We start from the raw sequence: 26,273 nt of genomic DNA, 5'->3' as shown, positions 1-26,273 counted from the left end.
TCGGTAGCGCCGACCCATGGTCGGCGAGCGCAGCGGGCCGCTGGCGGGAACATTCCGCCGACCATGGGTCGGCGCTACCAGAGCACCTCGAGGTGTCGGGTGGAGGAGCCCCTGAGTCAGGGGCGGCCGCGAAGCGGCGGGGTCTGGAAGCCGATGAGAAGGGGCCCGCGGTTTGCGCAGCAAATTGCGGGAGCGGCAGCGCGAATGCGATGACGCGCTCCCGTGTCCCGTCTACCCCACCGCCACACGCCAGGCAGGCAGACACACGGCAACCGCTCTAGGCGGCAGCCGCGCTCACCGCGTCGGCAGGTACTGCTGCGGGTCTACCGGCTTGCCGTTGTAGCGGATCTCGAAATGCAGCATGTCCCGGTTCGCACCGGTCCGGCCCATCTCAGCGATCTGCTGGCCGGCCTTCACGCTCTGGCCTTCGTTGACCAGACGCTTGCGGTTGTGGCCATAGGCCGACAGCCACTGCTCGTTGTGCTTGACGATGATCAGCTCGCCGTAGCCCACCAGGCCGGCGCCGGAATACACCACCACGCCGTCGGCGGCAGCTTTGACCGCCTGGCCGCTGGTGCCGGCGATGTCCACGCCCTGCTTGGTCGTCTCACCTGCCACGAAGCGTCCCACCACCGCGCCATCGGCCGGCCAGCGCCAGCTGATGCTGCTGCGCACCGGCGGTGTGGTTGCCACCGGCCGGGTCGTGGTGGCGGTGCCACCGGACGCCCGCGGCGCCGTCACCACGGTAGTCGGCACGCGGCCACCGCCCGCGCCCTGCGGATACAGGCGGATCACCTGGCCGGGGTAGATCGTCGACGGGTTGGACAGGCTGTTCCAGGCGATCAGGTCTGCCGGGGTGATGCTGTGGATGCGTGCCAGGGCGTAGATGGTGTCGCCCTTCTGCACGCGCACTGTCTTGCCCGGCTGGGCGATGGAAGCCTTCGGCGTGGCCGATGCAGCGCTGCCACCCGAACCGGAGGGACGCACCACGGTGGCGGTACCGCAGGCCGTCAACGCGGTCAGCGTGATGGCCAGCGCGCCCAGGCGCAGCCCCCTGTTGAAACGATCAGCACTCATGCGAACTTCGACCTCCATACAAGCCAGGCAACCAGGGCCACCACCATCGCGGTGGCGATCCAGCCCAGCGGTTCAATCCAGCGACGCAGCGCCGCCTCGGCGCGCGGTCCACCGATGCGGATCACCGCGGCCAGCACGAACACGCGCTTGCCGCGACCGATCAGCATGCTCAGCAGATACTGCGGCATCGGTACGCCGACGATACCCGACGCCCATGTGAAGACCTTCATCGGAATCGGCATGAAGCCGCCCAGCACCAGGAAGGTGAACACCGCCCACGGCGACTCGGCCATCTTGGCCTGCACGATCGCAATGCCGCGCTCGATGCCCGGCAGCATGCCCATCGTGTCCAGCAGCGGCTTGACCGCCTCGAACGCGAAATGGCCCAGCGCGTAGCCGACCACCGCACCCACCATCGAACCGGACAGGCTGAGGGTGGCGAACCACCAGCCGCGCTTGGGCTGGGCCACGCACATCGGGGCCAGCATCACTTCCGGCATTACCGGAAAAATGATCGCTTCGATGAAGCTCAGCACCGTCAGGTAAGTCGGCGCCCGCTCATGGTTGGCCCACTTCAATGCGCGCTCGTACAGCGGCCCGAAAATCTTCATGAATGCCCTGCTCCGTGAAAAATCAGTCCAGCATGCCAGACAGCAACGGGACGAAGGTGACCGGCGCCAACACGGACTGCGTGATGCTGCCGTCGGGCAGGCGATCCAGTTGCACCAGCGACTGCGCGCCCGGCCCGCCGACCGGAGCCACCAGCCGGCCGCCGGGGGCCAGCTGCTCGATCAATGCATCCACCAGCGCCGGCGCCGCGGCGGTGACCACGATGGCGTCGTACGGTCCATGTTCGGGCCAGCCGACCCGGCCATCGTCGTGCTTGGTGCGGATGTTCATCGCCAGCGAACGGAACCGCTTGCGGGCCTGCCGCAGCAGGTCGCCGATGCGTTCGACGGTGAACACCTCCAGGCCCACGGCCGCCAGCACGGCGGCCTGGTAACCCGAGCCGGTGCCCACTTCGAGCACGGTCTTCGGCGCAACCTGCAGGATCGCCTCGGTCATCCGCGCGACCACCCACGGCTGGGAAATCGTCTGGCCGTGGCCGATCGGCAGGGCGGTATCTTCGTAGGCACGCGAAGCCAGCGCTTCGTCGATGAAAAGATGGCGCGGCACCACGCGGATGGCATTGAGGGTGGCCTCATCGACGATGCCGGCTTCGCGCAGGCGCTCGACCAGGCGATCGCGCACGCGCTGGGAGGTCATGCCGATGCCTACCGCTTCGGGCTGCAGTCGCAAGCGCGCGGTCATGCCGGGCGGCCCAGTGCGGCGCTCAGCCCGCCGACCCAGCTGGCGACTTTTTCCAGCGCCTGGTAGCGCGTCAGGTCGACCTGGATCGGGGTGATGGAAATAAAGCCGGTGCGCACCGCGTGGAAGTCCGTGCCCGGGCCGGAATCCTGCTCGCGCCCTGCCGGGCCGATCCAGTAGACCGCATTGCCACGCGGGTCCTTCTGCGCGATGCAGCCTTCGGCGCGGTGGCGGTTGCCCAGCCGGGTCACTTCGAAGCCCTTGACCTCGCTCCACGGCAGGTCCGGCACGTTGACGTTGAGGATCGTGTCGGCCGGCAGCGGATCGGCCTTCAGCTGCGCCACGATTTCCACCGCGGCGCGCGCGGCGGTCTGGAAATGCTTCGGCTCATGGTTGTGGCTGACCAGCGACATGGCGACCGCAGGCAGCCCCAGGTGACGCCCTTCCATCGCCGCCGAGACGGTGCCCGAATAGATCACGTCGTCGCCCAGGTTGGCCACGTTGTTGATGCCCGACACGACGATGTCCGGCTCCTGGTCCAGCAATCCGGTCAACGCCAGGTGTACGCAATCGGTCGGGGTGCCGGCGACGGAGACGGTGTGGTGATCCAGGCGCTTGAGGCGGATCGGCAGGTCCAGGGTCAGCGAGTTGCTGGCGCCGGAGCGATCCCGGTCGGGCGCGACCACGGTGACCTCATGCCCGGCCTGGCGCAGGACCGCCGCCAGCATGGCGATGCCCGGGGCATCGACACCATCGTCATTGCTGACCAGGACCCGCATCTGGGTTTTCACCACTTCATCGTTCAAGACTTCGCTTCCAATCACTGCTGACATGGACGTGGTCACGGCGCTCCCCCGGCGGCGGCGACCTCGCAAGTGCGTCATGTATTGTGCCGCATGCGGGTCGCAGGGCCTACCCTGCCATGGGTCATTGGGCATCCTCATGACGGTGGCGGCATGCGTTAACCTGTCGGCATGTCGCATCCGCATGACGAAGATCCCGCCGAACTGTTCCGGTCAGCCATCGGGCAGGTTACCCCGCTGCGCAAAGGCAGCGGCCCGGCACCGGCTGGGCCCAAGCCGCGCCCGCGGGCCCGGATGGCCGAACGTGATGAACAGGAAGCGCTGGGAGAGTTCGCCCGGCTGCTGCGCGACGGGGCTCCGCTGGATGCCGGTGATGCACTCAGCTACCGCCGCGACAACCTGCCCCCGCGCATGTTCCAGCGGCTGAAGAAGGGCCAGTATTCGGTGCAGGACGAACTGGACCTGCATGGCGCCAGCGCGGCCCAGGCCGAACAGCTGCTGCGCCAGTTCCTGCTGGAGGCGCACGACCACGAACATGGCTGCGTGCGGATCATCCACGGCAAGGGCCTGCAGTCCGATGGCGGTGCGCCGGTGCTGAAGAACCTGGTCGACCGCCACCTGCGCCTGCGCAACGACGTGCTGGCGTTCCACTCCGCGCCCGCCGCGCAGGGCGGCACCGGCGCGGTACTGGTGCTGCTGGCCCGTTGAAAAAGGGGACGGAGGGGATTAAGTCGTTTTCGGCCGGCAAAAGCGGTCGAAAACGACTTAATCCCCTCCGTCCCCTTTTTTTTACGTGACCGGCCCGAGTTCGTGCAGCACGGCGGTTGCGTAGCAGCCCGGCGGCAGCGCGAAGGACAGTTCCAGCACGCCATCCTGCAGCCATTGGTGCTGCAGCAGCGCCGGACGCAGGCGCAGTGAACGGCGCTCGTGCTTCAGGCCTTCGGCTTCCAGCCCGGCACGCAGCGCCTGTGACTGCTCATCGTCGATCGCGGCCAGCTCCAGTGCACGCGCGGCATCGCTGCTGCGCAGGTCGCCGACACCCCACAACGGGCCGCTGGGATGGATGTCGAAACGGGCCAGGCGTTCAGCCAGCACCTCGCTCCACGGCTCCGGACCGAACACGCTGCGGCTGCCATCCAGCATCCACACCTCGCCATCGATCGGCTGGTCCCAGCTGCCCTGCTCCACGCGCGCGGCAAGCACGCGGTTGAACAGGGCCGAACGGGCGGCCGACAGCAGCAGCGAGCGCTGGTCCTTGCGCATGCGGCGGCCGCCGAACATCGCCAGCGCGGCTGGCACGTTGCCACCGTCGCGGCCGAAGCGCTGCTCACCGAACCAGTTGGGAATGCCGCGTTCGGCGATCTGCTGCAGGCGTGCGTCGATCGCTGCGGCATCACCGTCCACTTCGCGCAGCACCAGCTTGAAGCGGTTGCCGGCCAGCGCCCCGCGCTGCAGCTTGCGGTTGTGCCAGGTCGAGGACACCACCTCCACTTCGTCGCTGGCCAGCAGGGCCAGGTCCGGCGCCACGCGCTTGGGCAGGTGCACGCTGAAGCGCTGGGTGGTGACCGCGTGCCGATCCTTCATGCCGGCGAAGCTCACCGCCATCTCCGGCAGGCCGGCCCACTGCGCCAGCAGCTTGGCCACGTGCACCGTATTGGCGCCGCGCTTGCGGATCTCCAGCAGCAGGTGTTCGCCTTCGCCGGTGGGTTCGAAGGACGGCAGTTCATCGACCTGGAAATCATCAGGCGTGCTGCGGATCAGCGCACGTGCGAACAGTGGCTCACCAAAGGCCAGCGGCAACGGCATCATGCCGCCACCAGCAGCACGATGGCCTGCGCGGCAATGCCTTCCTCGCGACCGGTGAAGCCCAGCTTCTCCGACGTGGTCGCCTTGATGCTGACCGCATCGAGCGGCAGCTGCAGCAGCTCGGCGATGCGCTCGCGCATGGCTGCGGCATGCGGCCCGATCTTGGGACGTTCGCAGATCACGGTGATGTCGGTGTTGCCGACCTGCCAGCCACGCGAGCGCAGCAACACGTCGCAGTGGACAAGGAAATCGCTGCTGTCGGCATCCTTCCAGCGGTCATCGCTGGGCGGGAAATGCTGGCCGATATCGCCCAGCGCCAGCGCGCCGAGCATGGCATCGCACAGCGCATGCAGGACCACATCGCCGTCGCTGTGCGCCAGCACGCCGGCGGTATGCGCGACGCGCACTCCCCCCAACATGATGTGGTCGCCCGGGCCGAAGGCATGGACGTCGTAACCCTGGCCGATGCGGACAGGCGGGAAAGGAAGCGTGGTCATCGGAACAGCCTTTGCTATGCAGCGCGCGCGCCGGTCATTCGGCGCGACGGGAAAGTACGAATTCGAAGCGATCCAGGTCCGCGGGCGTGGTGACCTTGAAGTTGTCCTCGCTGCCTTCCACAAGCACCGGACGCTGGCCTTGGCATTCCATGGCCATGGCATCGTCGGTGACCTCGATACCGGCGGCAGCCGCCTCGGTCAGTGCCCGCGCCAGCTGGTGGCGACGGAACAACTGCGGGGTCAGTGCCCGCCACAGCCGCGCGCGCGGCTCGGTACCGTCGATGCCGCCATCGTCGCCGGCGCGTTTCAACGTGTCGCGCACCGGGGCGGCCAGGATCGCACCCACCGGATCAGCGCGCCCCACTTCCAGCAGCCGGCTGAGATCGGCCAGCGCCAGGTTGGGCCGCGCCGCGTCATGCACCAGCACGAACTCATCGGCGCGCACGCTGTCGGGCAACGCGAGCAGCCCGGCCAGCACCGACGCCGCCCGCGTCTCGCCGCCGTGGCAGGTCAGGACGGGCTTGCCGGACCATTCGGTCCAGCCCGGCCAATCCGCATCGTCGGCACTGATCACCACCATCGCACCGGCCACCGCAGGGTGCACCAGCAGGGCATCCAGGGTGTGGGCCAACAGGGTCCGGCCGCCTGCCTGCAGGTACTGCTTCGGCACCGGGGCGCCGAAACGACTGCCACGACCGGCGGCGGGCACGATCACCCAGATCGCCGCGCTCATGGCACGTCGGCCGGGTGATCGGCTGGCGTCGGCGCGGCCACAGGGGCACGCACCGGGGCCACCGGCGCATCTTCGACCACGCGGTAGAACTTCTCGCCGGGCTTGATCATGCCCAGTTCGCTGCGCGCGCGCTCTTCGATGGCCGCCTGTCCTTCCTTCAGATCCTGCACTTCGGCAGCCAGCGCATCATTGCGCTGCTGCAGGCCATCGTTGTCACGGTTCTGGTGCTCGACCTGGGCTTCCAAGGTCATCACTTCGCCTGAATTGCCCGGGCCGAACCAGAAACGGTACTGCAACCATGCCAGCAGCAGGGCCAAGGCCAACAGCGCCCACCGCCAGTTGCGCATGGGATCAGCGCTTCAACGAGACGAAGGCATCACGACCGGCGTAACGTGCGCCGGCACCCAGCGCTTCTTCGATGCGCAGCAGCTGGTTGTACTTGGCCACGCGATCACTGCGGCACAGCGAACCGGTCTTGATCTGGGTTGCCGTGGTGGCAACGGCGATATCGGCGATGGTGGTGTCTTCGGTCTCGCCCGAACGGTGCGACACGATGGCCGCGTAACCGGCGCGGTCGGCCATGGCGATCGCTTCCAGCGTTTCGCTCAGGGTGCCGATCTGATTGACCTTGATCAGGATCGCGTTGGCGGTGCCCGAATCGATGCCTTCCTTGAAAATCTTCGGGTTGGTGACGAACAGATCGTCGCCGACCAGCTGCACCTTCTTGCCGATGCGGTCGGTCAGCAGCTTCCAGCCGGCCCAGTCGTTCTCGGCCAGGCCGTCTTCGATGGTGATGATCGGGTACTGGTTCGACCAGTCAGCGAGGAAGTCGACGAACTGCTCGGAGGTCAGGCGTTTGTTCTCGCCGACCAGGTTGTACTTGCCGTTCTCGTAGAACTCGCTGGAGGCCACGTCCAGGCCCAGCAGCACGTCGTCACCGGCGGTGTAACCGGCCTTGCCGATCGCTTCCAGGATGGTGTCGAGCGCTTCGACGTTGCTGCGGAAGTCCGGGGCGAAGCCGCCTTCGTCGCCCACGGCGGTGCTCAGGCCATGGCCCTTCAGCACCGACTTCAGCGAATGGAAGATTTCGGTACCGGCGCGCAGGCTTTCGGAGAACGAGCTGAAGCCCACCGGCAGCACCATGAACTCCTGGAAGTCCACGTTGTTGTCCGCATGCGCGCCACCGTTGATGATGTTCATCATCGGCACCGGCAGCGACGGTGAAACACCGGTCTTGCCAGCCAGGTACTGCCACAGCGCCTGCTTGTTCGATGCGGCGGCGGCATGCGCGGCGGCCATCGAAACACCCAGCAGCGCGTTGGCGCCCAGGCGGCCCTTGTTCTCGGTGCCATCGAGGTCGATCAGGCGGCGGTCAAGGCCTTCCTGGTCGGCGGCATCGAAGCCGGCCAGTGCGCCGGCAATGGCGCCGTTGATGTTCTCCACGGCCTTGCGCACGCCCTTGCCGAGGTAACGGGTCTTGTCGCCGTCACGCAGTTCCACCGCTTCCTTGGTGCCGGTCGAGGCGCCGGAGGGGACTGCGGCGCGACCGAACGAACCGTCCTCCAGGATGACGTCGGCTTCCAGCGTGGGGTTGCCACGGCTGTCGAGGATTTCACGGGCGTGGATGCTGCGGATCGTACTCATGGGCTGGCCGGTTACCTGTCTGTAGAGGAAGGCGACAAAAACGAATGCCGCGTGATTATCCCCGCACGGCCGCCCATTGCCAAATCGGTTGCTGAATCTCGTGCCGCCACGCCTGCAGCGGTGCGACTAGAACAGGCGCGGCAACAGCAGGCAGGCCACCAGCAGGGCCAGCAGCGCGAGCGCTGCGATGCCTGCGGCCGGCCGTTGCGGCAGCCGCAGCGACAGCACGCTGGCCACCAGGCAGCCGATGGTCACCAGCACGCCGATGGACAGGGTGATCAGCAGGGGAATGCGGGTCGCCCGCAGGGCATGGTCGCCATCGCCGGGCATGCCGACACTGGCGAGCACCAGGAAGGCCAGCATGAACACGCTGGCCCATGCCGCCAGAGACAGGCCAAGCGCCGTCCAGCCCCATGGCCAGTGGCGCCACTGCCGCCGCTGGCGGCGCGCATCCAGCGCCGCCCACGGGTCGAGACTCATGCGAAGCGGGAGAAGCCGTGCTTCTTGGTCACCGCATCGAGCTCCATCAGGGTCTCCAGCAGTTCTTCCATCCGATCCAGCGGCCAGGCATTGGGGCCATCGGACAGCGCCTTGGACGGGTCGGGATGGGTTTCGGCAAACAGGCCGGACACACCGACCGCGACCGCAGCACGCGACAGCACCGGCACGAATTCGCGCTGGCCACCGGAGCTGGTGCCCTGCCCGCCCGGCAGCTGCACCGAATGGGTGGCATCGAACACCACCGGGCAGCCGGTATCGCGCATCACCGACAGCGAGCGCATGTCGCTGACCAGGTTGTTGTAGCCGAAGCTGGCGCCGCGCTCGCAGACCATGATCTGCTCGTTGCCGGTCGCCTTGGCCTTCTCCACCACCGGCTTCATGTCCCATGGGGACAGGAACTGGCCCTTCTTGATGTTCACCGGCTTGCCGGCGGCACAGACCTTGGTGATGAAATCGGTCTGCCGGACCAGGAACGCAGGCGTCTGCAGCACATCGACCACCGAGGCCACTTCGTCCATCGGGGTGTACTCATGCACGTCGGTCAGCACCGGCACGCCGATCTGCTTCTTCACTTCGGCCAGTACCTTCAGGCCTTCTTCCATGCCCGGGCCACGGAAGGCGGTACCGGAGGTGCGGTTGGCCTTGTCGAAGCTGGACTTGAAGATGAAATTCACCCCGAGCCGGCCGGTGATTTCCTTCAGGCGGCCGGCGACGTCGAGCTGCAGCTGCATCGACTCGATCACGCAGGGGCCGGCGATCAGGAACAGGGGCTGGTCCAGCCCGACCTCGAATCCACACAGTTTCATGGCGTTTCCTTGTTGTGGCGCGGCGCCGGCGCGGGCCGGCAGGCATCAGGGGTTCAAGCGCGGAACATGGGGGCTGCACGCCCCCACTGCAAGTCAGGCAACGGCGTCGGCCAGCGGCTGGCCCGCCGCCTTGCGCTCGCGCGCGGCACGGATGAAGCCGATGAACAACGGGTGGCCGGCACGCGGGGTGGACAGGAACTCCGGGTGTGCCTGGCAGGCCAGGAACCACGGGTGCGCGCTGCGCGGCAGTTCGACCACTTCCACCAGGGTGTCATCCATCGACTTGCCGGCGATCACCAGGCCGGCATCTTCCAGCTGGGTGCGGTAGCGGTTGTTGAACTCGTAACGGTGGCGGTGGCGCTCTTCGACCACGTCCTTGCCGTACAGCTCGCGGGCCAGCGTGCCCGGCTTCAGGCGCTGCTCCTGCAGGCCCAGGCGCATGGTGCCGCCAAGGTCGCTCTTGTCGTCACGCTTCTCCACGTCGCCGGTGGCGGTGCGCCATTCGGTGATCAGGCCGATCACCGGATCCGGCGACTGGCGGTCGTTCTCGGTGCTGTTGGCGCCTTCCAGGCCGACCACGTGGCGGGCGTAATCCACTACCGCGGCCTGCATGCCGTAGCAGATGCCGAAGTACGGCACCTTGTGCTCGCGGGCGTACTGCGAGGTCAGCACCTTGCCTTCGAAGCCGCGATCACCGAAGCCACCGGGCACCAGGATGCCATCGACATCGGCCAGCGCGGACATGTCGCTGCCTTCCAGCTCCTGCGCTTCCAGCCACTTCAGGGTGACCCTGGTGCGCTGGCGCAGGCCGCCATGCTTGAGCGCCTCGCCCACCGACTTGTACGCATCCTGGTGGTCCACGTACTTGCCGACCACCGCGATGGTCACCGCATCGAGCGGGTTGAGCGTGGCGTCCACCGCGTCTTCCCACATCGACAGGTCGACCGGGCCGGCCTTGTCGGCCAGCTTGAACTGATTCACCACGATGTCATCCAGGCCCTGCGCGTGCAGGCCCATCGGGATGCTGTACAGCACGTCCACGTCCGGCACGCTGATCACCGCGCGCTCGGAGACATTGGTGAACTGGGCGATCTTGCGACGCTCCGAGTCCGGCACCGCCTGCTCGGAACGGCACAGCAGCACGTCCGGCTGGATGCCGATCGAGCGCAGTTCCTTGACCGAATGCTGGGTCGGCTTGGTCTTCAGCTCGCCGGCGGCGCTGATGTACGGCACCAGGGTGAGATGCATGAACAACGCCTTCTCAGGGCCGCGCTCGGTACGCACCTGGCGGATCGCTTCCAGGAACGGCAGCGACTCGATGTCGCCGACGGTACCGCCGATTTCCACCAGCGCCACGTCGAAGCCTTCGGTGGCTTCGTCGATGCAGCGGCGGATCTCATCGGTGATATGCGGAATCACCTGCACGGTGGCGCCGAGGTAGTCGCCGCGGCGCTCCTTGCGGATCACGTTCTCGTAGATGCGCCCGGTGGTGACCGAATTCTTGCGGCTCAGGCGGGTGCGCACGAAACGCTCGTAGTGGCCCAGGTCCAGGTCGGTCTCGGCGCCGTCATCGGTGACGTACACCTCGCCGTGCTGGAACGGGCTCATGGTGCCCGGGTCGACGTTGATGTACGGGTCGAGCTTCATCATCGTGACCTTCAGGCCACGGGCTTCGAGGATTGCGGCCAGTGACGCGGCGGCAATGCCTTTGCCGAGCGAGGACACCACGCCGCCGGTTACGAAAATCAAGGGAGTCATGGCTGCAAGCATCCTGTATTGAATTGAGGAACGGCCACGCCCCTCCGGCCCAACGGGCGGGGGGTAGGCAGAAAGGGGGGTTGGCGACTCGCCGAGGCGGCGAGGAGGGAGGTGAGGCGGTGGCCAGCGAGCGAGGTCAGCTTGGCCGTGCCGGTCGTGGAGACCGTCACCTGCGCCCAGCCTTGCTGGCTGCCACGCATGGCCTTGCCAGTCCAATCGCTGATGGTGGACACGCACTACTCCCGGAAAGCGATAGTTTACAGATTGAAGGCCCCAAGCCCAAGGGGCAGCCGACAATCGGGCAAAAAGAAGGCCCCGGCAGAACCGGGGCCCGGGCACGCAAGCGCGGCAGATCAGCGCTTCTTGCGGGCTTCTTCCTCTTCTTCCTCGCGCTGCGGCGCCTGCTGGCCGTTGGCCTTCAGCTCGGCGTTGGCCTGCGCGCGGCGCTTGGCCTTGGCATCGGCTTCGGCCTGCGCCGGATTGGCCTGGTCGCCCTGCTGCGGCGTCGACTGGCCGGCGTTCTGGGCCAGCGCCAGCGGCACGGCGACCACGGCAGCGGCAACGATGGCGATAGTGAGCAGCTTCTTCATGGAGTCCTCCTCGCGGTAACGACCCTGAACATGGGGGCGCTGGGGTCGGTTTCCCAGCTGTGGCCATTTTAGCGCCGCCGATGGCCCGGCAGATGAACCGCAGGCGTGCAAAATCCCTGCCCAGACCGCACACTTGCGCGTCGCTCCAACGCTTTGAACATAGATGAACACCCGCTATAACGCCGCCGATATCGAAGTCCTGTCCGGCCTTGACCCGGTCAAGCGCCGCCCCGGCATGTACACCGACACCACCCGCCCGAACCACTTGGCGCAGGAAGTGATCGACAACTCGGTGGACGAAGCGCTGGCCGGCCACGCGCGCTCCATCGAGATCACCCTGTACAAGGACGGCAGCGTGGAAGTCAGCGATGACGGCCGTGGCATGCCGGTGGACATCCACCCGGAAGAAAAGATCCCCGGCGTGGAACTGATCCTGACCCGCCTGCACGCGGGCGGCAAGTTCAACAACAACAACTACACCTTCTCCGGCGGCCTGCATGGCGTGGGCGTGAGCGTGGTCAACGCGCTGTCCACCCTGGTGGAACTGCACATCAAGCGCGAAGGCGCCGAACACCGCATCACCTTCCGCAATGGCGACCTCGCCTCGCCGCTGGAAGTGGTCGGCAGCGTGGGCAAGAAGAACACCGGCACCCGGCTGCGCTTCTGGCCGGATCCGAAGTACTTCGATACGCCCAAGTTCGCGGTGCGCGCGCTCAAGCACCTGCTGCGCGCCAAGGCGGTGCTGTGCCCCGGGCTGACGGTCAAGCTGACCGATGAAGCCACCGGCGAAGTGGACACCTGGCATTACGAAGACGGCCTGCGCGACTACTTGAAGCTGGAACTCGGCGAACGCGAGATGCTGCCGGGCAATCTGTTCGTCGGCCACGTCAAGAAGGAAAACGAGATCGCCGACTGGGCCGTGGCCTGGATGCCCGAAGGCGAGCTGGTGCAGGAAAGCTACGTCAACCTGATCCCCACCGCCCAGCACGGCACCCACGTCAACGGCCTGCGTACCGGCCTGACCGAGGCGCTGCGCGAGTTCTGCGACTTCCGCAACCTGCTGCCACGCGGCGTCAAGCTGGCGCCGGAAGATGTCTGGGACCGGGTCGCCTTCGTGCTGTCGATCAAGATGACCGACCCGCAGTTCAGTGGCCAGACCAAGGAACGCCTGTCCTCGCGCCAGGCCGCCGGCTTCGTCGAAGGCGCCGCCCATGATGCCTTCAGCCTGCTGCTGAACCAGAACGTGGAGATCGGCGAGCGCATCGCCCAGCTGGCCATCGAACGCGCCAGCGCGCGCCTGAAGACCGAAAAGCTGGTGGTGCGCAAGAAGGTCACCCAAGGCCCTGCCCTGCCCGGCAAGCTGGCCGACTGCATCAGCCAGGACCTGTCCCGCACCGAGCTGTTCCTGGTGGAAGGTGACTCGGCCGGCGGCAGCGCCAAGCAGGCCCGCGACAAGGATTTCCAGGCCATCATGCCGCTGCGCGGCAAGATCCTGAACACCTGGGAGGTCTCCTCCAACAGCGTGCTGGCCTCCGAGGAAGTGCACAACCTGGCCATCGCCATCGGTTGCGATCCGGGCAAGGAAGACATCAGTGGCCTGCGCTACGGCAAGGTCGTCATCCTGGCCGACGCCGACTCCGACGGCCTGCACATCGCCACCCTGCTCACCGCGCTGTTCCTGAAGCATTTCCCGGCGCTGGTCGATGCCGGCCACGTGTTCGTGGCGATGCCGCCGCTGTTCCGCATCGACGTGGGCAAGCAGGTGTTCTACGCGCTGGATGAAGAAGAAAAGCGCACCATGCTGGACAAGATCGAGCGCGAGAAGATCAAGGGCGCGATCAGCGTGACCCGCTTCAAGGGCCTGGGCGAGATGAACCCGCCGCAGCTGCGCGAATCGACCATCCATCCCGATACGCGCCGGCTGGTCCAGCTGACCATCGACGATGGCGAGCAGACCCATTCGCTGATGGACATGCTGCTGGCGAAGAAGCGTGCATCGGATCGGAAGGGTTGGTTGGAGACCAAGGGCGACCTGGCGTCGCTGGAAGCCTGACCCGGGCGCGTCATTGCACGGGGCCGTGGCGACGGCCCCAACCTCATTGACTCGGCGTTGTCCACTCGGCGCGGGCGACCTGGCGTCGCTTGAAGCCTGACCAACAAAAAACGCCGGCCCCAAGGGCCGGCGTTTGTTTATGCCGATGCGCGGCGTCGGGCGGTCAGGCCCAGCCCACCATCTCGAACAGCTTGAGGATCAGGTAGGCACAGCCACCGGCCGCCGGGATGGTCAGGATCCAGGCCCATACGATGCGCTCGATCACGCCCAACCGCAGCGAACGCGGGTTCTTGGCAAAGCCAACGCCCATGATCGCGGTGGAGATGCTGTGCGTGGTCGACACCGGCATGCCGAAGTGCGCCGCCACGGTCAGCACCGTGGCCGAACTGGTTTCCGCAGCGAAGCCATGGATCGGGTGAAGCTTGACCATCTTGTGGCCGAGCGTCTTGATGATCTTCCAGCCACCGGACGCCGTACCGGCCGCCATCACCACCGCGCAGGTCAGCACGATCCACATCGCGATGCCGTCACCAGCACTCGCGTCGGGATGCATGAAGGCCAGGAACGAAGGCAGGTTGTCCAGTGCACCGGTGGCCTCGGCGCCGATCAGCGTCATGGCGATGATGCCCATCGTCTTCTGCGCATCGTTGTGCCCGTGCGCGAAGCCCATGTAGGCGGCCGAAACGATCTGCGCCTTGCCGAAGAACATGTTGACGAAGCGCGGGCGGGCAAGCCGGCCGATCGCCCCGCCCACCTTGGCCAGGCCGGCGATCATCGCCCACAGCAGCAGCATCACCACGATGCCGAGCAGGAAGCCGGCCACCGGCGAGGTGATCATCGGCACGAACACCTTCCACAGCAGGCCTTTGTTCTGCGCCCAGCTGCCCAGCCGCTCGGACCAGATCAACGCATCCCAGTTGTTGTGGGCAGCGGCCAGGCCGGCACCGCACAGGCCACCGATCAACGCGTGCGAGGAAGAGGACGGCAGCCCCTTCCACCAGGTGATCAGGTTCCAGATGATGCCGCCCAGCAGCGCGCACAGGATCACCTGCGGGGTCACGTCGACCACGTTGGTGTTGAGAAGGCCGGAGGCGATGGTCAGCGCGACGGCGGTGCCGGTCAATGCGCCGATGAGGTTCATGAAGGCCGCCAGCATGACCGCCCAACCCGGCGACAGCACCTTGGTGGCGACCACGGTGGCGATGGAGTTGGCGGTATCGTGGAAGCCGTTGATGAACTCGAAGACGAGCGCGGCGAAAATCACCACCAGGACAAGGGTCAGCATCCGTGCGGCCCGTCAGCTGTTCTTCAAGACGATCTGGTACGCCACCACGCCCGCCTCGCGGCAGCGGTCGATGGCCTTTTCCAGGATCTCGAAGAATTCCTTCAGCAGGAACATCTGCAGGTGGTCCAGGCGACCGGAGTAGATGTCGCGGTACAGCTCCAGCATCAGCCGGTCGGCCTCGTTTTCCAGCGCACGCAGCTTTTCGTTGAGCGCGGTCATCCGGTCCAGGTTCATGTGGCGAAGGTCGGCCACCATTTCCACCACCACAGCAGCGGCCTGTTCCAACATCGCCGCGCGCGGGGCGAAGTCGATGTGCTCCAGGTGGGCTACGGCCAGCGAATAGCGGTCAGCGAACTTTTCGACCTGCTTGGGAATCTTGTACAGCGCCGAGCCGAGCGCTTCGATGTCCTCGCGCTCGATCGGGGTCATGAAACTGTCCACCAGCGCCTGGCTGATCTTGTCCGACGCGGCGCGTTCACGCAGACGGGCAAGCTTGAAGGCATCCAGCGCAGGCTGGCGGTCGGACTCGCGCATCATCGCGTGCAGGGCGCGTGCGCTGTCGCTGGCCGCGACGGCGGCCTCATCAAGCAGGGTGTAGAACTGTTTGCCGGAGCCGAAAATGGTCTGCAGAGAGAACATTGAGAAACCTGTTCGCCGTCACGGGAAGGACGGCACCAGATGGAATTATGACGGCTAGATGACCGTTGCGGGTACTCCCGGACGTTTCTGACGGAATCTGCCCCCAACCTGAACGGGCACTTGCCGCCCGCCGCCCTCTGTTTGCTAAGATGCCAGCGCGCCTACGGGCGCACACCTATGGACGACGACCCTTACCCCCCGCCGCCGCGCCCGACCCCGGTCCCCAGCGCCTGCCGCCATCGCAGACACCCTTCTTCCCTGCCACCAACCGGGGACGATGCCCGTGTTTGAACTGATTATTGTCCTGGCCCTGATCCTGCTCAACGGCTTCTTCGCCATGTCCGAGATGTCGGTCATGACCTCGCGCAAGAGCCGGCTCAAGCAGATGGCCGCCACCAGCAAGCGCGCCGAACGCGCACTGGAACTGTCCGAAAAGCCGGAAAGCTTCCTGTCCACGGTGCAGATCGGCATCACCCTGATCGGCATCCTGACCGGTGTGTTCGGTGGCGAGGCGATCGGGCTGGCCATCGCTGCCTGGCTGCACGACCTGTTCCCCGGCTTCGCCTACGCCAACCAGGTCGGCAAGGCACTGGCGGTGGCCTTGATCACCTTCCTGACGCTGATCTTCGGCGAGCTGGTGCCCAAGCGTCTTGCCATCACCCGCTCGGAAGATATCGCCGGCCTGGTTGCCTGGCCGATGGGCTGGCTTTCGCGGATCGCCTTCCCGGCCGTCTGGCTGCTGTCCCACAGCACCCGCCTGGTGCTGCGGGTGATCGGGCTGGGCAAGGATGAAGCGGCCAGCGTCACCGAGGAAGAGATCCGCATGCTGGTGGCCGAAAGCCACGAGGCCGGCGTGATCGACGCGCACGAGCGCGACATGATGAACCGCGTGATGCGGCTGGGCGACCGCACCGCCGACAGCCTGATGACCCCGCGCAACCGCATTGCCTGGCTGGACACCCAGGGCGCGCTGGAGAAGAATCTGGAGATCATGAGCGAGAACGAGTTCTCGCGGTATCCGGTGTACCGGGACAATGACTCGGACGTGGTCGGCATCCTTGAAATGAAGAGCCTGGCCACGCGCATGGCGCGCGGTGACCACGCCTTGTTCCAGAACCTGCGCGAGGTGCTGTACGTCTCTGAAAGCACCCATGCGATGAAGCTGCTGGAGATCTTCCGCGAGGAACAGCAGTCGGTCGCACTGGTGGTGGACGAGTACGGCGAAATCCAGGGGCTGGTCACCATCAGCGACCTGATGGGCGCGGTGGTCGGCCGTCTGCAGGCCACCGAAAACGCAGACGAAGACGCGCTGGTGGTGACCCGCGAAGACGGCTCGCTGCTGGTGGACGGCTCGCTGCCGATCGAAGACCTGCGCGAGCTGCTGGGCACCAATGACCTGCCCGATGCCGAGGACGGCGATTACTACACGCTGGCCGGCATGTGCATCCACTTCTTCGGCCGCATTCCGCACGTGGGCGAATACTTTGACTGGGCCGGTTGGCGCATCGAGGTGATCGACCTGGACGGTGCGCGGGTGGACAAACTGCTGCTGCGCACGCTTTCCGACGAGCAGGCCGATGAACTCACCGCCTGATCCCGGCCTGCCGCCAGACGAGGCGTGCCCCGCAGACAGCGGGTCGACTTACCGCAACGAAGGCATCCGCACGCTGTTGGCGATGTTCGAGTTCGGCGACCCGGCCCAGCACATGAAGCTCGGGCAGATCCTGCAGAACCTCCAGCAGAGTGCGTTCGGCGTGTTCCTGTTCATCGCCATCCTGCCCTCGTTCATCCCGATTCCGGGCGTGGGTGGGGCCCTCAGCGGTCCGCTGGTCATCCTGATCGGCGCGCAGATGATGTGCGGGCTGCGCAAGCCGTGGGTGCCGGGTTTCATCGCCCGCCGTGGACCCAAGCGCGGCACGATGCACAGGTTCCTGGACCGTATCGATGGCGCGCTGCGCCGGCTCGACCGCCTGCTCAAGCCGCGCCGCCCGCAGTTGCTGCAGCCTGTCGCCGCGCATGCCTTCAGTGGCCTGCTGCTGGTGCTGCTGGGGGTGCTGCTGTCGTTGCCGATTCCCTTCACCAACTACCTGTTCGGCTTCCAGCTGCTGCTGTTCTCACTGGCCCTGCTGGAACGCGACGGGGTGCTGATGCTGGTGAACTGGATCGCTGCGGTGGTCGCGGTGGTGTTCTTCGGTTTCAGCTCCGGGCAGCTGGTCGAGTACGTAGCGGAACTGTTGCAGCGCTGGTTCTGACCGGCTGCGGTGTCGAGCAAGCTCGACACTACAGACCGTAGTATCGAGCTTGCTCGACATGACCCGGGATCAACGCAGGTCGACGAAACCGTTGTCGCCCAGCCGGCTCGGCTCATCCTGCACCGCCGACAGCACGAAGCTCAGCGCCTTGCCCAGCAGCGTGCCCGGGCCATCCCAGTATTCTGCCGATTCGGCCTGGACGTGGATCAGCCGCAGATTCGGATCATCCTTGCCCTCCGGGAAGAACAGCTTCATCGCCGGTGACCACAATTCATCGATCTTCGCCCGGTCGTCGACGATCCGCGCGGTGCCTGCGACGGACACGTAGCTGTTCTTGGAAGGCGACGCATAGGCCACGTTGACCCGCGGATTGAGTGCGATCTCGGCCACCTTCGGGCTGTCGGCCGAGGTGGCGAACCACAGGTCGCCGTCGAATTCCACTTCCTGGGTGCCCAGCGGGCGGCTGTACAGGCGGCCATCGACGCCGGTGGTGGTGAACATCGCCACCTCGACATCCTTGATCAGGGCGGCGAGCTGGGTGATGTGCTTCTGGCGATCTGCGTTCATGAGTTGCTCCTTGGTAGAGCTCCATCTCACGCGAGCGCCGTGCAACGCCGCGTGAGGTGGATGTTCAGCGCGCGTGGTGGCGTACGCGCGGCATTCAGGCAGCGTGGCGCGCGTGCCAGGCCTGCATGGCCAGTTCGAACGAACGCAGGCGCGCGCGATGGTCGTAGATGTTCGCGGTCAGCAGCAGTTCGTCAGGCTGGTGGCGATCGACGAAGGCGGCGATGCCCTCGCCCACCTGCTGCGCGTCGCCCAGCACGGTGCAGGCCAGCGCACGCTCCACGCCTACCTTTTCATGCGGCTGCCAGAACGTATCGATGTCGTCCACCGGCGGCGGGATCCGGCCGGGATTGCCGCGTCGCAGGTTGACGAAGCTCTGCTGCTGGCTGGTGAACAGCCGCCGCGATTCGGCTTCGCTTTCGCTGGCCACCACGTTCAGGGCCAACATCGCATGCGGCCGCTTGAGCGTGGCCGACTCACGGAAATCACGGCGGTAGACCGCCAGCGCCTCGTCCATCGAATCGGGGGCGAAGTGGGAAGCGAAGGCGTACGGCAGGCCCAGCGAGGCGGCCAGGCGCGCGCCGAACAGGCTGGAGCCCAGTATCCACACCGGCACCCGCAGGCCAGCCCCCGGCACTGCCTGCACGGCCTGCCCGGGCTGTGCCGGTTCGAAGTAATGCAGCAGCTCGCGGACATCCTGCGGGAACTGGTCGGCGCTGTCGAAGTAACGGCGCAGCGCGCGCGCGGTGGGCTGGTCGGTACCGGGCGCGCGGCCCAGCCCCAGGTCGATGCGATCCGGATACAAGGAGGCCAGCGTGCCGAACTGTTCGGCGGCCTGCAGCGGGGCGTGGTTGGGCAGCATGATGCCGCCAGCCCCGACCCGGATGCGCTGGGTGCCACCGGCGACATGGCCGATCAGCACCGCAGTGGCGGCGCTGGCGATGCCCGGCATGTTGTGGTGCTCGGCCAGCCAGAAGCGGCGGTAGCCCAGCGCATCGGCCTGTTGGGCCAGTTCAAGCATGTTGGCGAAGGCGGCGGTGGTGTCACTGCCCTCGCAGACCGGGGCCAGGTCGAGGATCGACAAGGGAATCATCAGGCAGGCATTCCATGAGGAGATGTCCACGGTATGGGGATGGCCGGACACGCTTGCCAGTGCCGATGGCGGGACGCTGATTCCCGTGGCCCTCAATGCCGTGAACCCGGTAGCGCCGGGCCATGCTCGGCGGCCCCTGCTTCGGATCCCACGTTGCCCCATCGCTAGACGCCGAGCATGGCTCGGAGCTACCGCGCAGAGTCAGAACGCGCTGGGCCTGGGCTCCGGCAGCGGCTGGTCCACCATGGGCCGCAGTTGTGCATCCAACGCCACCCGCTCGTCGAACACGAAGCAGCGGCCTTCGTAGCCTTCGCCGCCCACTTCCTCGAAATAGCCCAGGATGCCCCCATCCAGCTGCAGCACATTGTCCATGCCGTCGTTGCGCATCCACAGCGCGGCCTTCTCACAGCGGATGCCGCCGGTGCAGAAGCTGACCACGGTGCTGTCCTTCAACGCGTCGCGGTGCGGTGCCAGCGCAGCGGGAAGGTCGGTGAACTTTTCGATCGGCAGCACCAGGGCATCCTGGAACGTCCCGAATTCGACCTCTTGCAGATTGCGCGTATCCAGCATCACCACCGGCTTGCCGGCATCATCGTGCCCCTGCCGCAACCAGCGTTGCACGGTGGCCGGGTCGATCGCCGGGGCGCGCGGGTACTCCAGCGGCTGGCCATCATCGCGGCGGAAACTGATGATCTCGTCCTTCACCTTCACTTTCAGGCGGGCGAACCGCTGGTGCTCGCTGAAGCTGGTCTTGACCCGCATTCCGGTGAAACGCTCATCAGCCTGCAGGGCCGAATAGAAACCGTCGATTCCCGCCGGCGCCCCGGCCAGGAACAGGTTCAGCCCCTCGCCGGCCACCAGGATGCTCCCCCGCAGCCCTGCGGCCTCGGCGCGCGCCAGCAGCTGGTCGGCCAGTTGCCGGGGGTTTTCAACGGAGACGAAGTGGTAGGCAGCGGTATTGGCGATCATCCGCCCATTTTACCCGCTGCGCGCCCGCTCAGCCGCGCAGCAGGATGAATGGAAGCAGCACCAGCGCGGCCGCCACTCCCATGCCCAGCAGCACCAGCACGACAAACCCCGGCCGACGCCGCAGCAGGCTGCCGAAGGTTTCCGCGCTGCCGTCCTGCAGGGCCTGCTCGCGCTCGGCGCGCATGCGCACGCTGCGCTGCGCCTGGTAGGCGCCCATCAGCTCGCGGGCACGTGGATGGTCTTCGTCCTCGCGGATCCACAGGCCCCCGTTGGAGATGCCCCACGGGCTCGGTTCAGTGCGATACCAGGCAATGCGATGCTGGTCCAGCAAGGTGCAGACATCGTGGTATTCGTCATCGCCGACATGGCGCAGGTTGAGCAGGAGTTTCGACATGGCGCCCATCATAAGGCCACGGACTACTCCTACGCCGTTGCGCTGCAGCGGATGATGCCTGTGCAGCTGCCGGGTTGAGACCCTTGCCTTGCCGCAAACGGCGGCGATCCTTTCAAAGGAAACACCATGGGCATCTTCAATATTCCGTTCCTGATCACCGGCGCCATCCAGGTCGCCGACCTGCAGCTCAATGCGCAGGAAATCGCGCTGCTGGGTTGACCCCGGGCTGAGTGAAAGCGCTGCAGCCCTCCCGCTTTCGGGCTGCAGCCTTCGCACCCGCAGTCACATCGACACCGGACTGGACCGCAGGCGCGGTGCCGGTTCGCAAGCGGTATCGCCACCAGCCCCCTCCTGCGGACGCGTGCAGACCATGAACACAAGCATTCCCGAGGAACGACATTTCAGCCTGTCCGATGCTGCCCAGCGCATCCAGGCAGCGTTCGACAGTCTCGATTTACGGCCCGTCACCAGCTTTACCGGGCAGTCGCCGTGCGCTGCGTTGACCGAACTTCACGACGCCGATGGGGTGCTGTTGACCGGCGGATGGGGGAAAGGCGCGCGTGAGGCGGCAGCGGTCGGCTCGCTGTATGAGGCCATGGAGCACCTGTTGATGGATCGCCGCGCCGCGCACGGGGCTGAGGTGCGCCCGGTGGAGGACCTGATCGCGCTGCTCGGTCCTGATCTCACCGGCTTCCTGCCCGGCGCGCTGCTGTTCGACCAGATCGAGGAAACGATCGCCACGCGCTGCTACACCGGCCTGGTCGGCGCGACGGACTTCCACTATCCGGTTGCGCTCTCCGCACCCACCTATGCCGATGCACCACTGGCCGCGGACACGTTTGACTACGCTCCCCTGCGCCGCTATGCCAGCAACAGCGGCACGGCGATCGGTGGCAGTCTGGACGAAGCGCTGCTGCACGCACTGAACGAATGCGCCGAGCGTGATGCCATCTCGATGTTCCTGCTCGCCCACTTCTTCCACGCCGGCAACGACGCGCTGCGCGTGGTCAGTCCTGCAGGCCTGCCCGCTGATGTCGCCGATCTGTATCGCCAGGTCAGCCAGTGCGTGGATGCCGACATCTGCCTGCTCGACATTTCCAGCACGCCAGGCATCACCAGCTGCCTTGCCGTCGCGCACCTCTGCTATGACCACGCACGCCCGTACGGCGCTGGCGCTTCGCTCAATCCTGCGCACGCCGCACGCCGGGCCCTGCACGAGCTGCTGCAGTCGCATCTGGCGCTTGCCAGCGATGCCGCCCCGGCACGCGCCGGTTGCGCGGCCTCCGTCCATCCCGTGCAGTTGCTGCAGCAATGGCCGCGGCTGCAGCCCAGCGCGCGCATGGATATCGAAGACCGTCTGGCGAGCCAGCCGAACATTGTTGTCCAGTTGGAAGACCGACCGGCAGGGCCGGTGGAGGCACAGGTGCAGCAACTCGGTCAGGCCCTGAAAGCAGACGGGCTGATTGCCGGGTACAACGTGATCCACACCTTCGACAACGGCATCACGCTGGTCAATGCGGTTGTGCCGCGTTTTGAACGTTTCCACCTGGTCACCCTGGGCCACGTCGTGGTGCCGGGCCGGCGCGGCGGCGCACCGGGCGCCTCCGGCGAGCGATAGTGACGGCCTCGGCGCGGCCTCCGTTCCGGCGCGATGCGCTACCCTTGCATCCCTTCGATTTGGATGCCGCCCATGCGCCGCCTGCTCGCTCCCCTGCTGCTTTCCCTGGCCCTTGCTGCGTGCGCGCCGGCCGGCCCGCCGCCGGGTGGCACCATCGCCGCCTTTGAAACCATCGATACCCAGCCCGGTACCGGCGCGGTCGCCACGCCGGGCAGCAAGGTCACGGTGCACTACACCGGCTGGATCTACGACGAGCGCGCCGAAAACAAGCATGGCAAGACCTTCGACAGCTCGGTGACCCGCGGCGAACCGTTCTCGTTCGATCTCGGCGGTGGCCAGGTCATCCGGGGTTGGGATGAAGGCGTGGCCGGCATGAAGGTAGGCGGCAAGCGCACCCTGATGATCACCCCGGAGATGGGCTACGGACAGCGCAGCGTGGGGCCGATTCCCGCAGGCTCTTCGCTGGTGTTCGACGTCGAGCTGCTTGATGTCCAGCCCCGCTGAATCCGCCCCGCCCGCGCGCGTTGCGGTGATTGGCGGCGGCCCGGCAGGCCTGTTCGCCGCCGAGCACCTGTGTGCTGCCGGACTGTCAGTGGATCTGTACGAAGCCAAGGGCTCGCCCGGGCGGAAGTTCCTGATCGCCGGCAAGGGCGGGTTGAACCTGACCCATTCCGATGCGCGTCCGCTGTTCGACAGCCGCTACCGCGAACAGGCCGATGCGGTCGCCGGATGGCTGGACGCCTTCGATGCCGACTCGCTGCGCCGCTGGGCGGCCGGCCTTGGCGTAGAGACCTATGTCGGCAGTTCCGGGCGCGTGTTCCCGGTGGACCGCAAGGCCGCCCCGTTGCTGCGCGGCTGGGTACGCCGGCTGAAGGAACAAGGCGTCCGATTCCACGTGCAGCATCGCTGGCACGGGTGGGACGCCGACGGCGCGCTGCGCTTCGCCACCGAAAACGGCGAGCACCGGGTGCACGCCGCTGCCACGCTGCTCGCGCTCGGCGGCGGCAGCTGGCCGCAGCTGGGCTCCGATGGGGCCTGGGTGCCGCTGCTGCAGTCGCGTGGGGTCACCCTGGCGCCGCTGCAACCGGCCAACTGTGGCTTCGATGTGCCATGGACCCCGTGGTTCGTGCAGCGCCACGCCGGCACGCCGCTGAAATCCGTGGTGGCCCATTGGATCGACCTGCACGGCGCGCCGCGGCATCATCAAGGCGAATGCGTGGTGAGCGAATACGGCATCGAGGGCAGCCTGGTCTACGCCCTATCGGCCGACCTGCGCGAGACGATCAACCGTAACGGCAGCGCAACCCTGTGGCTGGACCTGGTGCCGGGACGCGAGCAGGACCGCCTGGCTACCGACCTGGCACGCCCGCGCAAAGGCCGCAGCTTCGGCGAGCACCTGCGTCGGCAGACCGGGGTCGATGCGGTGAAGGCATCGCTGCTGTTCGAGGTGCTGGGCAAGGACGCCGGGCAGGACATCGCCGCCGTTGCCGCCACGCTCAAGCGCCTGCCCATCCACCTGCAGCGACCGCGGCCGATGGCCGAGGCGATCAGCACCGCCGGCGGCGTGACCCTGCCGTCGCTGGATGCGGGACTGATGCTGAAGGCACTGCCGGGCGTGTTCTGCGCAGGCGAGATGCTGGACTGGGAAGCCCCCACCGGGGGCTACCTGCTGACCGCCTGCTATGCCAGCGCCAAACGGGCAGCCGACGGCGCGATCCACTGGCTAGCGACGCGCTGACATCGCCGGTCGGCGCATCCGCCTGGCTGCAAGCGTGATGCCACTGGGGTGCGGGTACGCCTGCTCCCCTTCATCCAGGAAGCCGGCACGCTGGTAAAACGCGACCGCGTTGAGCGAGGCCGACAGCAGCACGTCGCGCTGCGGATCAGCCAGCGCCAGCAGCCGTTGCAGCAAGGCCTGGCCCAGCCCCTTCCCGGCCTGCTCCGGGGCGACGAACAGCGCATCGACTTCGTTCTCCTGCAACACCAGAATCCCGTAGCCGAGCACCTGTCCCTTCGCGTCGTGGGCCACCACGCAGCCCCCTTCCGCGATCAGCCCTGCATAACGCGGTGGCGGCGGCGAAGCCGACCAGCGTGCGATCACCTCGGCCGGATAGTGGCTTCGGCACAACTCACGAACGCAACGCGTGCGCAGATCCGACAACGCCGGCGCATCGTCGGCGCGCCCGCCACGGAAGCGCGGCAACGCCTCCCCGCTCACCGCGATTTGCTCGCTCGCAGCGCCTGGATCCGTGCCGGTGGCTGGAACGAATCACTGCGCGCATCGGCCCAGTAATCGTGGAATACGGCATGGTCCGGCACCTGGCGCAGCAGCTCGCCCGGCGCCAGGTAGCGGTACAGCGAGGCCAGCGAGCGGATCTCCACCGGCGATACCCGGCGCAGGATGTGTTCCGGCCCCAGCTCGGCCGGATCATTCAATCCGGCCGCGCACAGCAGCTCCTTCAACGCATGCAGGGTATGCCGATGGTAGTTGTGCACGCGTTCGGCCTTGTCGGTCGGGTCCAGGCTGCGCCAGCGCGATGGATCCTGGGTGGCGATACCGGTAGGACACTTGTCGCTGTGGCAGCTGAGCGACTGGATGCAGCCCAGCGCGAACATGAAACCACGCCCGGCATTGCACCAGTCCGCACCCAACGCGATGATGCGCGCGATGTCGAAGGCGCTGGTGATCTTGCCCGCCGCGCCCAGCCGGATGCGATCGCGCAGGTCCAGGCCGACCAGCGTGTTGTGCACCAGCAGCAGCGCTTCGTGCATCGGCACGCCGACATGGTCGACGAACTCGGCAGGCGCCGCGCCGGTACCGCCCTCGGCGCCATCGACGACGATGAAGTCCGGCAACAGGCCGGTCTCGCTCATCGCCTTGGCGATGCCGAACCACTCCCACGGATGGCCGATCGCCAGCTTGAAGCCGACCGGCTTGCCGCCGGACAGTTCGCGCAGGCGGGCGACGAACTGCAGCAGTTCGATCGGCGTGGAGAACGCGGAGTGCCGCGAGGGCGACACGCAGTCCACGCCCATCGGCACGCCGCGGGTCTCGGAGATCTCCGCGCTTACCTTGGCCGCCGGCAACACCCCCCCGTGGCCCGGCTTGGCGCCTTGGGAAAGCTTGATCTCGATCATCTTGACCTGATCGGTGGTCGCATTGGCGACGAAGCGCTCTTCGCTGAAGTTACCATCGCCATCGCGACAGCCGAAGTAGCCCGAGCCGATTTCCCACACCAGGTCGCCGCCCTTCTCGCGGTGGTAGGACGATATCGAGCCTTCGCCGGTGTCGTGGTGGAAGCCGCCGCGGCGCGCACCTTCGTTGAGGGCGCGGATGGCATTGGCCGACAACGAGCCGAAGCTCATCGCGGAAATGTTGAACACGCTGGCCGAATAGGGCTTGGCGCAGTTGGGTCCGATCAGCACGCGGAAATCACTGTGGCCGATGCTGGTGGGCGCCAGCGAGTGGTTGATCCACTCGTAGTCCACCGCGTAGGTACTGCGCAGCGTGCCGAACGGCACCACGTCCATCTCGTTCTTGGCACGCTGGTAGATCAGCGCGCGCTGCTGGCGCGAGAACGGCACGTCTTCCAGGTCGCTCTGCACGAAATACTGGCGGATCTCCGGGCCGATCGATTCCAGACCGTAACGGAAATGGGCGAGCACCGGATAGTTGCGTCGCAGCGTGCTGCGCGCCTGCAGCAGGTCCCAGGTGCCCAGCACCACCAGTGCCGCCGTCAGCCCGACCCCCCAGTACCAGGCGACCCAGTAGGTGGCCAGCCACAGGCAGACCGGAAACAGGACGATGGCGAGCACGTAGGCCAGGTAGCGATGCATGGCGTTCCTTTCGGGATGGCTGCAGCCAGTCTACCCGCGCCGGCGT

Annotated in this window: 28 protein-coding genes; 7 read left to right on the top strand and 21 right to left on the bottom strand. The window is 66.7% G+C overall.

What is annotated here, in order from left to right; all coding sequences use genetic code 11:
- Positions 1 to 294: 294 nt before the first annotated feature.
- Genes SOM47_RS16060 through surE form a run of 4 tightly spaced genes read right to left on the bottom strand, consistent with a single transcriptional unit; the run spans position 295 to position 3,164 of the window.
- Positions 295 to 1,077 carry a peptidoglycan DD-metalloendopeptidase family protein gene (locus SOM47_RS16060; protein ID WP_320506144.1) on the bottom strand — a complete coding sequence of 261 codons (783 nt, stop codon included), beginning with the start codon at positions 1,075 to 1,077 and terminating at the stop codon, positions 295 to 297.
- The gene (locus SOM47_RS16055; protein ID WP_042613034.1) at positions 1,074 to 1,688 is read right to left on the bottom strand and encodes a YqaA family protein; all 615 of its coding nucleotides are present in this window, start codon (positions 1,686 to 1,688) and stop codon (positions 1,074 to 1,076) included. Before SOM47_RS16055 ends, SOM47_RS16060 begins: the two co-directional genes overlap by 4 nt.
- Positions 1,689 to 1,710: 22 nt before the next feature.
- The gene (locus tag SOM47_RS16050) at positions 1,711 to 2,388 is read right to left on the bottom strand and encodes a protein-L-isoaspartate(D-aspartate) O-methyltransferase (RefSeq protein ID WP_191771771.1); all 678 of its coding nucleotides are present in this window, start codon (positions 2,386 to 2,388) and stop codon (positions 1,711 to 1,713) included.
- Positions 2,385 to 3,164: a 5'/3'-nucleotidase SurE gene (gene surE, locus SOM47_RS16045; protein WP_042613041.1), complete on the bottom strand. Its 780-nt coding sequence runs from the start codon at positions 3,162 to 3,164 to the stop codon at positions 2,385 to 2,387. The genes SOM47_RS16050 and surE overlap by 4 nt, the downstream gene beginning before the upstream one ends.
- Positions 3,165 to 3,359: 195 nt before the next feature.
- On the opposite strand from surE, the gene SOM47_RS16040 reads away from it, so the two are divergent.
- On the top strand, positions 3,360 to 3,896 hold the full coding sequence (locus SOM47_RS16040) for a Smr/MutS family protein (protein ID WP_320506143.1): 537 nt from the start codon (positions 3,360 to 3,362) through the stop codon (positions 3,894 to 3,896).
- 81 nt (positions 3,897 to 3,977) lie between these two features.
- Here SOM47_RS16040 and truD read toward each other — a convergent pair whose 3' ends face one another.
- The 9 genes from truD to SOM47_RS15995 form a co-directional block, all read right to left on the bottom strand.
- Positions 3,978 to 4,997 carry a tRNA pseudouridine(13) synthase TruD gene (gene truD, locus SOM47_RS16035; protein WP_192083843.1) on the bottom strand — a complete coding sequence of 340 codons (1,020 nt, stop codon included), beginning with the start codon at positions 4,995 to 4,997 and terminating at the stop codon, positions 3,978 to 3,980.
- Positions 4,994 to 5,491 carry a 2-C-methyl-D-erythritol 2,4-cyclodiphosphate synthase gene (gene ispF, locus SOM47_RS16030; protein ID WP_320506142.1) on the bottom strand — a complete coding sequence of 166 codons (498 nt, stop codon included), beginning with the start codon at positions 5,489 to 5,491 and terminating at the stop codon, positions 4,994 to 4,996. The genes truD and ispF overlap by 4 nt, the downstream gene beginning before the upstream one ends.
- 34 nt (positions 5,492 to 5,525) lie before the next feature.
- On the bottom strand, positions 5,526 to 6,224 hold the full coding sequence (ispD, locus tag SOM47_RS16025) for a 2-C-methyl-D-erythritol 4-phosphate cytidylyltransferase (RefSeq protein WP_042613029.1): 699 nt from the start codon (positions 6,222 to 6,224) through the stop codon (positions 5,526 to 5,528).
- A complete protein-coding gene (gene ftsB, locus SOM47_RS16020) occupies positions 6,221 to 6,571 on the bottom strand; it encodes a cell division protein FtsB (protein WP_042613028.1) in 351 nt (116 codons plus the stop codon). The genes ispD and ftsB overlap by 4 nt, the downstream gene beginning before the upstream one ends.
- Positions 6,572 to 6,575: 4 nt before the next feature.
- Positions 6,576 to 7,868, bottom strand: a complete 1,293-nt coding sequence (gene eno / locus SOM47_RS16015; protein WP_192083844.1) for a phosphopyruvate hydratase — start codon at positions 7,866 to 7,868, stop codon at positions 6,576 to 6,578.
- Between the two features lie 126 nt (positions 7,869 to 7,994).
- Positions 7,995 to 8,348, bottom strand: coding sequence for a hypothetical protein (locus SOM47_RS16010; RefSeq protein WP_192083845.1), 354 nt, complete (start codon positions 8,346 to 8,348; stop codon positions 7,995 to 7,997).
- Positions 8,345 to 9,175: a 3-deoxy-8-phosphooctulonate synthase gene (gene kdsA, locus SOM47_RS16005; RefSeq protein ID WP_101100055.1), complete on the bottom strand. Its 831-nt coding sequence runs from the start codon at positions 9,173 to 9,175 to the stop codon at positions 8,345 to 8,347. Before kdsA ends, SOM47_RS16010 begins: the two co-directional genes overlap by 4 nt.
- A 93-nt stretch (positions 9,176 to 9,268) precedes the next feature.
- Complete coding sequence (pyrG, locus tag SOM47_RS16000; protein WP_042613024.1) at positions 9,269 to 10,933, bottom strand: CTP synthase; 1,665 nt, start codon at positions 10,931 to 10,933, stop codon at positions 9,269 to 9,271.
- Positions 10,934 to 11,286: 353 nt separating this feature from the next.
- The gene (locus SOM47_RS15995) at positions 11,287 to 11,523 is read right to left on the bottom strand and encodes a hypothetical protein (RefSeq protein WP_042613023.1); all 237 of its coding nucleotides are present in this window, start codon (positions 11,521 to 11,523) and stop codon (positions 11,287 to 11,289) included.
- A 163-nt stretch (positions 11,524 to 11,686) separates the two neighbouring features.
- On the opposite strand from SOM47_RS15995, the gene parE reads away from it, so the two are divergent.
- Positions 11,687 to 13,576 (top strand): DNA topoisomerase IV subunit B, encoded by a 1,890-nt coding sequence (gene parE / locus SOM47_RS15990; RefSeq protein WP_042613022.1) that lies wholly within the window; start codon positions 11,687 to 11,689, stop codon positions 13,574 to 13,576.
- A gap of 163 nt (positions 13,577 to 13,739) precedes the next feature.
- Here the strand turns inward: parE and SOM47_RS15985 are convergent, their stop codons facing one another.
- Both SOM47_RS15985 and SOM47_RS15980 read right to left on the bottom strand, forming a co-directional pair.
- Positions 13,740 to 14,861, bottom strand: coding sequence for an inorganic phosphate transporter (locus tag SOM47_RS15985; RefSeq protein WP_101100052.1), 1,122 nt, complete (start codon positions 14,859 to 14,861; stop codon positions 13,740 to 13,742).
- A gap of 12 nt (positions 14,862 to 14,873) precedes the next feature.
- Entirely contained in the window at positions 14,874 to 15,500 is a 627-nt protein-coding gene (locus SOM47_RS15980) for a DUF47 domain-containing protein (protein WP_042613020.1), read from the bottom strand.
- Positions 15,501 to 15,783: 283 nt separating this feature from the next.
- On the opposite strand from SOM47_RS15980, the gene SOM47_RS15975 reads away from it, so the two are divergent.
- Together SOM47_RS15975 and SOM47_RS15970 are read left to right on the top strand one after the other, a co-directional pair.
- A complete protein-coding gene (locus SOM47_RS15975; protein ID WP_101100132.1) occupies positions 15,784 to 17,094 on the top strand; it encodes a hemolysin family protein in 1,311 nt (436 codons plus the stop codon).
- Positions 17,078 to 17,752 carry an exopolysaccharide biosynthesis protein gene (locus tag SOM47_RS15970; protein ID WP_414715823.1) on the top strand — a complete coding sequence of 225 codons (675 nt, stop codon included), beginning with the start codon at positions 17,078 to 17,080 and terminating at the stop codon, positions 17,750 to 17,752. Before SOM47_RS15975 ends, SOM47_RS15970 begins: the two co-directional genes overlap by 17 nt.
- A gap of 69 nt (positions 17,753 to 17,821) precedes the next feature.
- Here the strand turns inward: SOM47_RS15970 and SOM47_RS15965 are convergent, their stop codons facing one another.
- The 4 genes from SOM47_RS15965 to SOM47_RS15950 all read right to left on the bottom strand — a co-directional run bounded on the left by SOM47_RS15965 (position 17,822) and on the right by SOM47_RS15950 (position 20,772).
- Positions 17,822 to 18,319 carry a pyridoxamine 5'-phosphate oxidase family protein gene (locus tag SOM47_RS15965; RefSeq protein ID WP_320506141.1) on the bottom strand — a complete coding sequence of 166 codons (498 nt, stop codon included), beginning with the start codon at positions 18,317 to 18,319 and terminating at the stop codon, positions 17,822 to 17,824.
- A gap of 94 nt (positions 18,320 to 18,413) precedes the next feature.
- Positions 18,414 to 19,409 carry an LLM class flavin-dependent oxidoreductase gene (locus SOM47_RS15960; RefSeq protein ID WP_042613017.1) on the bottom strand — a complete coding sequence of 332 codons (996 nt, stop codon included), beginning with the start codon at positions 19,407 to 19,409 and terminating at the stop codon, positions 18,414 to 18,416.
- 201 nt (positions 19,410 to 19,610) lie between these two features.
- A complete protein-coding gene (locus tag SOM47_RS15955; protein WP_320506140.1) occupies positions 19,611 to 20,378 on the bottom strand; it encodes a sulfurtransferase in 768 nt (255 codons plus the stop codon).
- Between the two features lie 28 nt (positions 20,379 to 20,406).
- Positions 20,407 to 20,772: a DUF6164 family protein gene (locus tag SOM47_RS15950; protein ID WP_320506139.1), complete on the bottom strand. Its 366-nt coding sequence runs from the start codon at positions 20,770 to 20,772 to the stop codon at positions 20,407 to 20,409.
- A gap of 370 nt (positions 20,773 to 21,142) precedes the next feature.
- Here SOM47_RS15950 and SOM47_RS15945 point away from each other — a divergent pair, with 370 nt between their 5' ends.
- The 3 genes from SOM47_RS15945 (at position 21,143) to SOM47_RS15935 (ending at position 24,128) form a co-directional block, all read left to right on the top strand.
- Positions 21,143 to 22,390: a YcaO-like family protein gene (locus SOM47_RS15945; protein WP_320506138.1), complete on the top strand. Its 1,248-nt coding sequence runs from the start codon at positions 21,143 to 21,145 to the stop codon at positions 22,388 to 22,390.
- A gap of 72 nt (positions 22,391 to 22,462) precedes the next feature.
- Entirely contained in the window at positions 22,463 to 22,894 is a 432-nt protein-coding gene (locus SOM47_RS15940) for an FKBP-type peptidyl-prolyl cis-trans isomerase (protein WP_320506137.1), read from the top strand.
- Positions 22,878 to 24,128 carry a TIGR03862 family flavoprotein gene (locus tag SOM47_RS15935; RefSeq protein ID WP_320506136.1) on the top strand — a complete coding sequence of 417 codons (1,251 nt, stop codon included), beginning with the start codon at positions 22,878 to 22,880 and terminating at the stop codon, positions 24,126 to 24,128. The genes SOM47_RS15940 and SOM47_RS15935 overlap by 17 nt, the downstream gene beginning before the upstream one ends.
- On the opposite strand, the gene SOM47_RS15930 is transcribed toward SOM47_RS15935, so the two are convergent.
- Both SOM47_RS15930 and SOM47_RS15925 read right to left on the bottom strand, forming a co-directional pair.
- Positions 24,114 to 24,608: a GNAT family N-acetyltransferase gene (locus SOM47_RS15930; RefSeq protein ID WP_414715822.1), complete on the bottom strand. Its 495-nt coding sequence runs from the start codon at positions 24,606 to 24,608 to the stop codon at positions 24,114 to 24,116. The two genes, SOM47_RS15935 and SOM47_RS15930, sit on opposite strands and share 15 nt — an antisense overlap.
- Complete coding sequence (locus SOM47_RS15925) at positions 24,605 to 26,227, bottom strand: FMN-binding glutamate synthase family protein (RefSeq protein WP_320506135.1); 1,623 nt, start codon at positions 26,225 to 26,227, stop codon at positions 24,605 to 24,607. Before SOM47_RS15925 ends, SOM47_RS15930 begins: the two co-directional genes overlap by 4 nt.
- Positions 26,228 to 26,273 lie beyond the last annotated feature (46 nt).

It is taken from the genome of Stenotrophomonas sp. CFBP8980 (genome assembly GCF_034046095.1).
GTDB classification, from domain to species: Bacteria; Pseudomonadota; Gammaproteobacteria; order Xanthomonadales; family Xanthomonadaceae; genus Stenotrophomonas; species Stenotrophomonas lacuserhaii.
The sequence above is the reverse complement of the archived record's forward strand: the minus strand, read 5'-3'. Positions and strand labels throughout refer to the sequence as shown.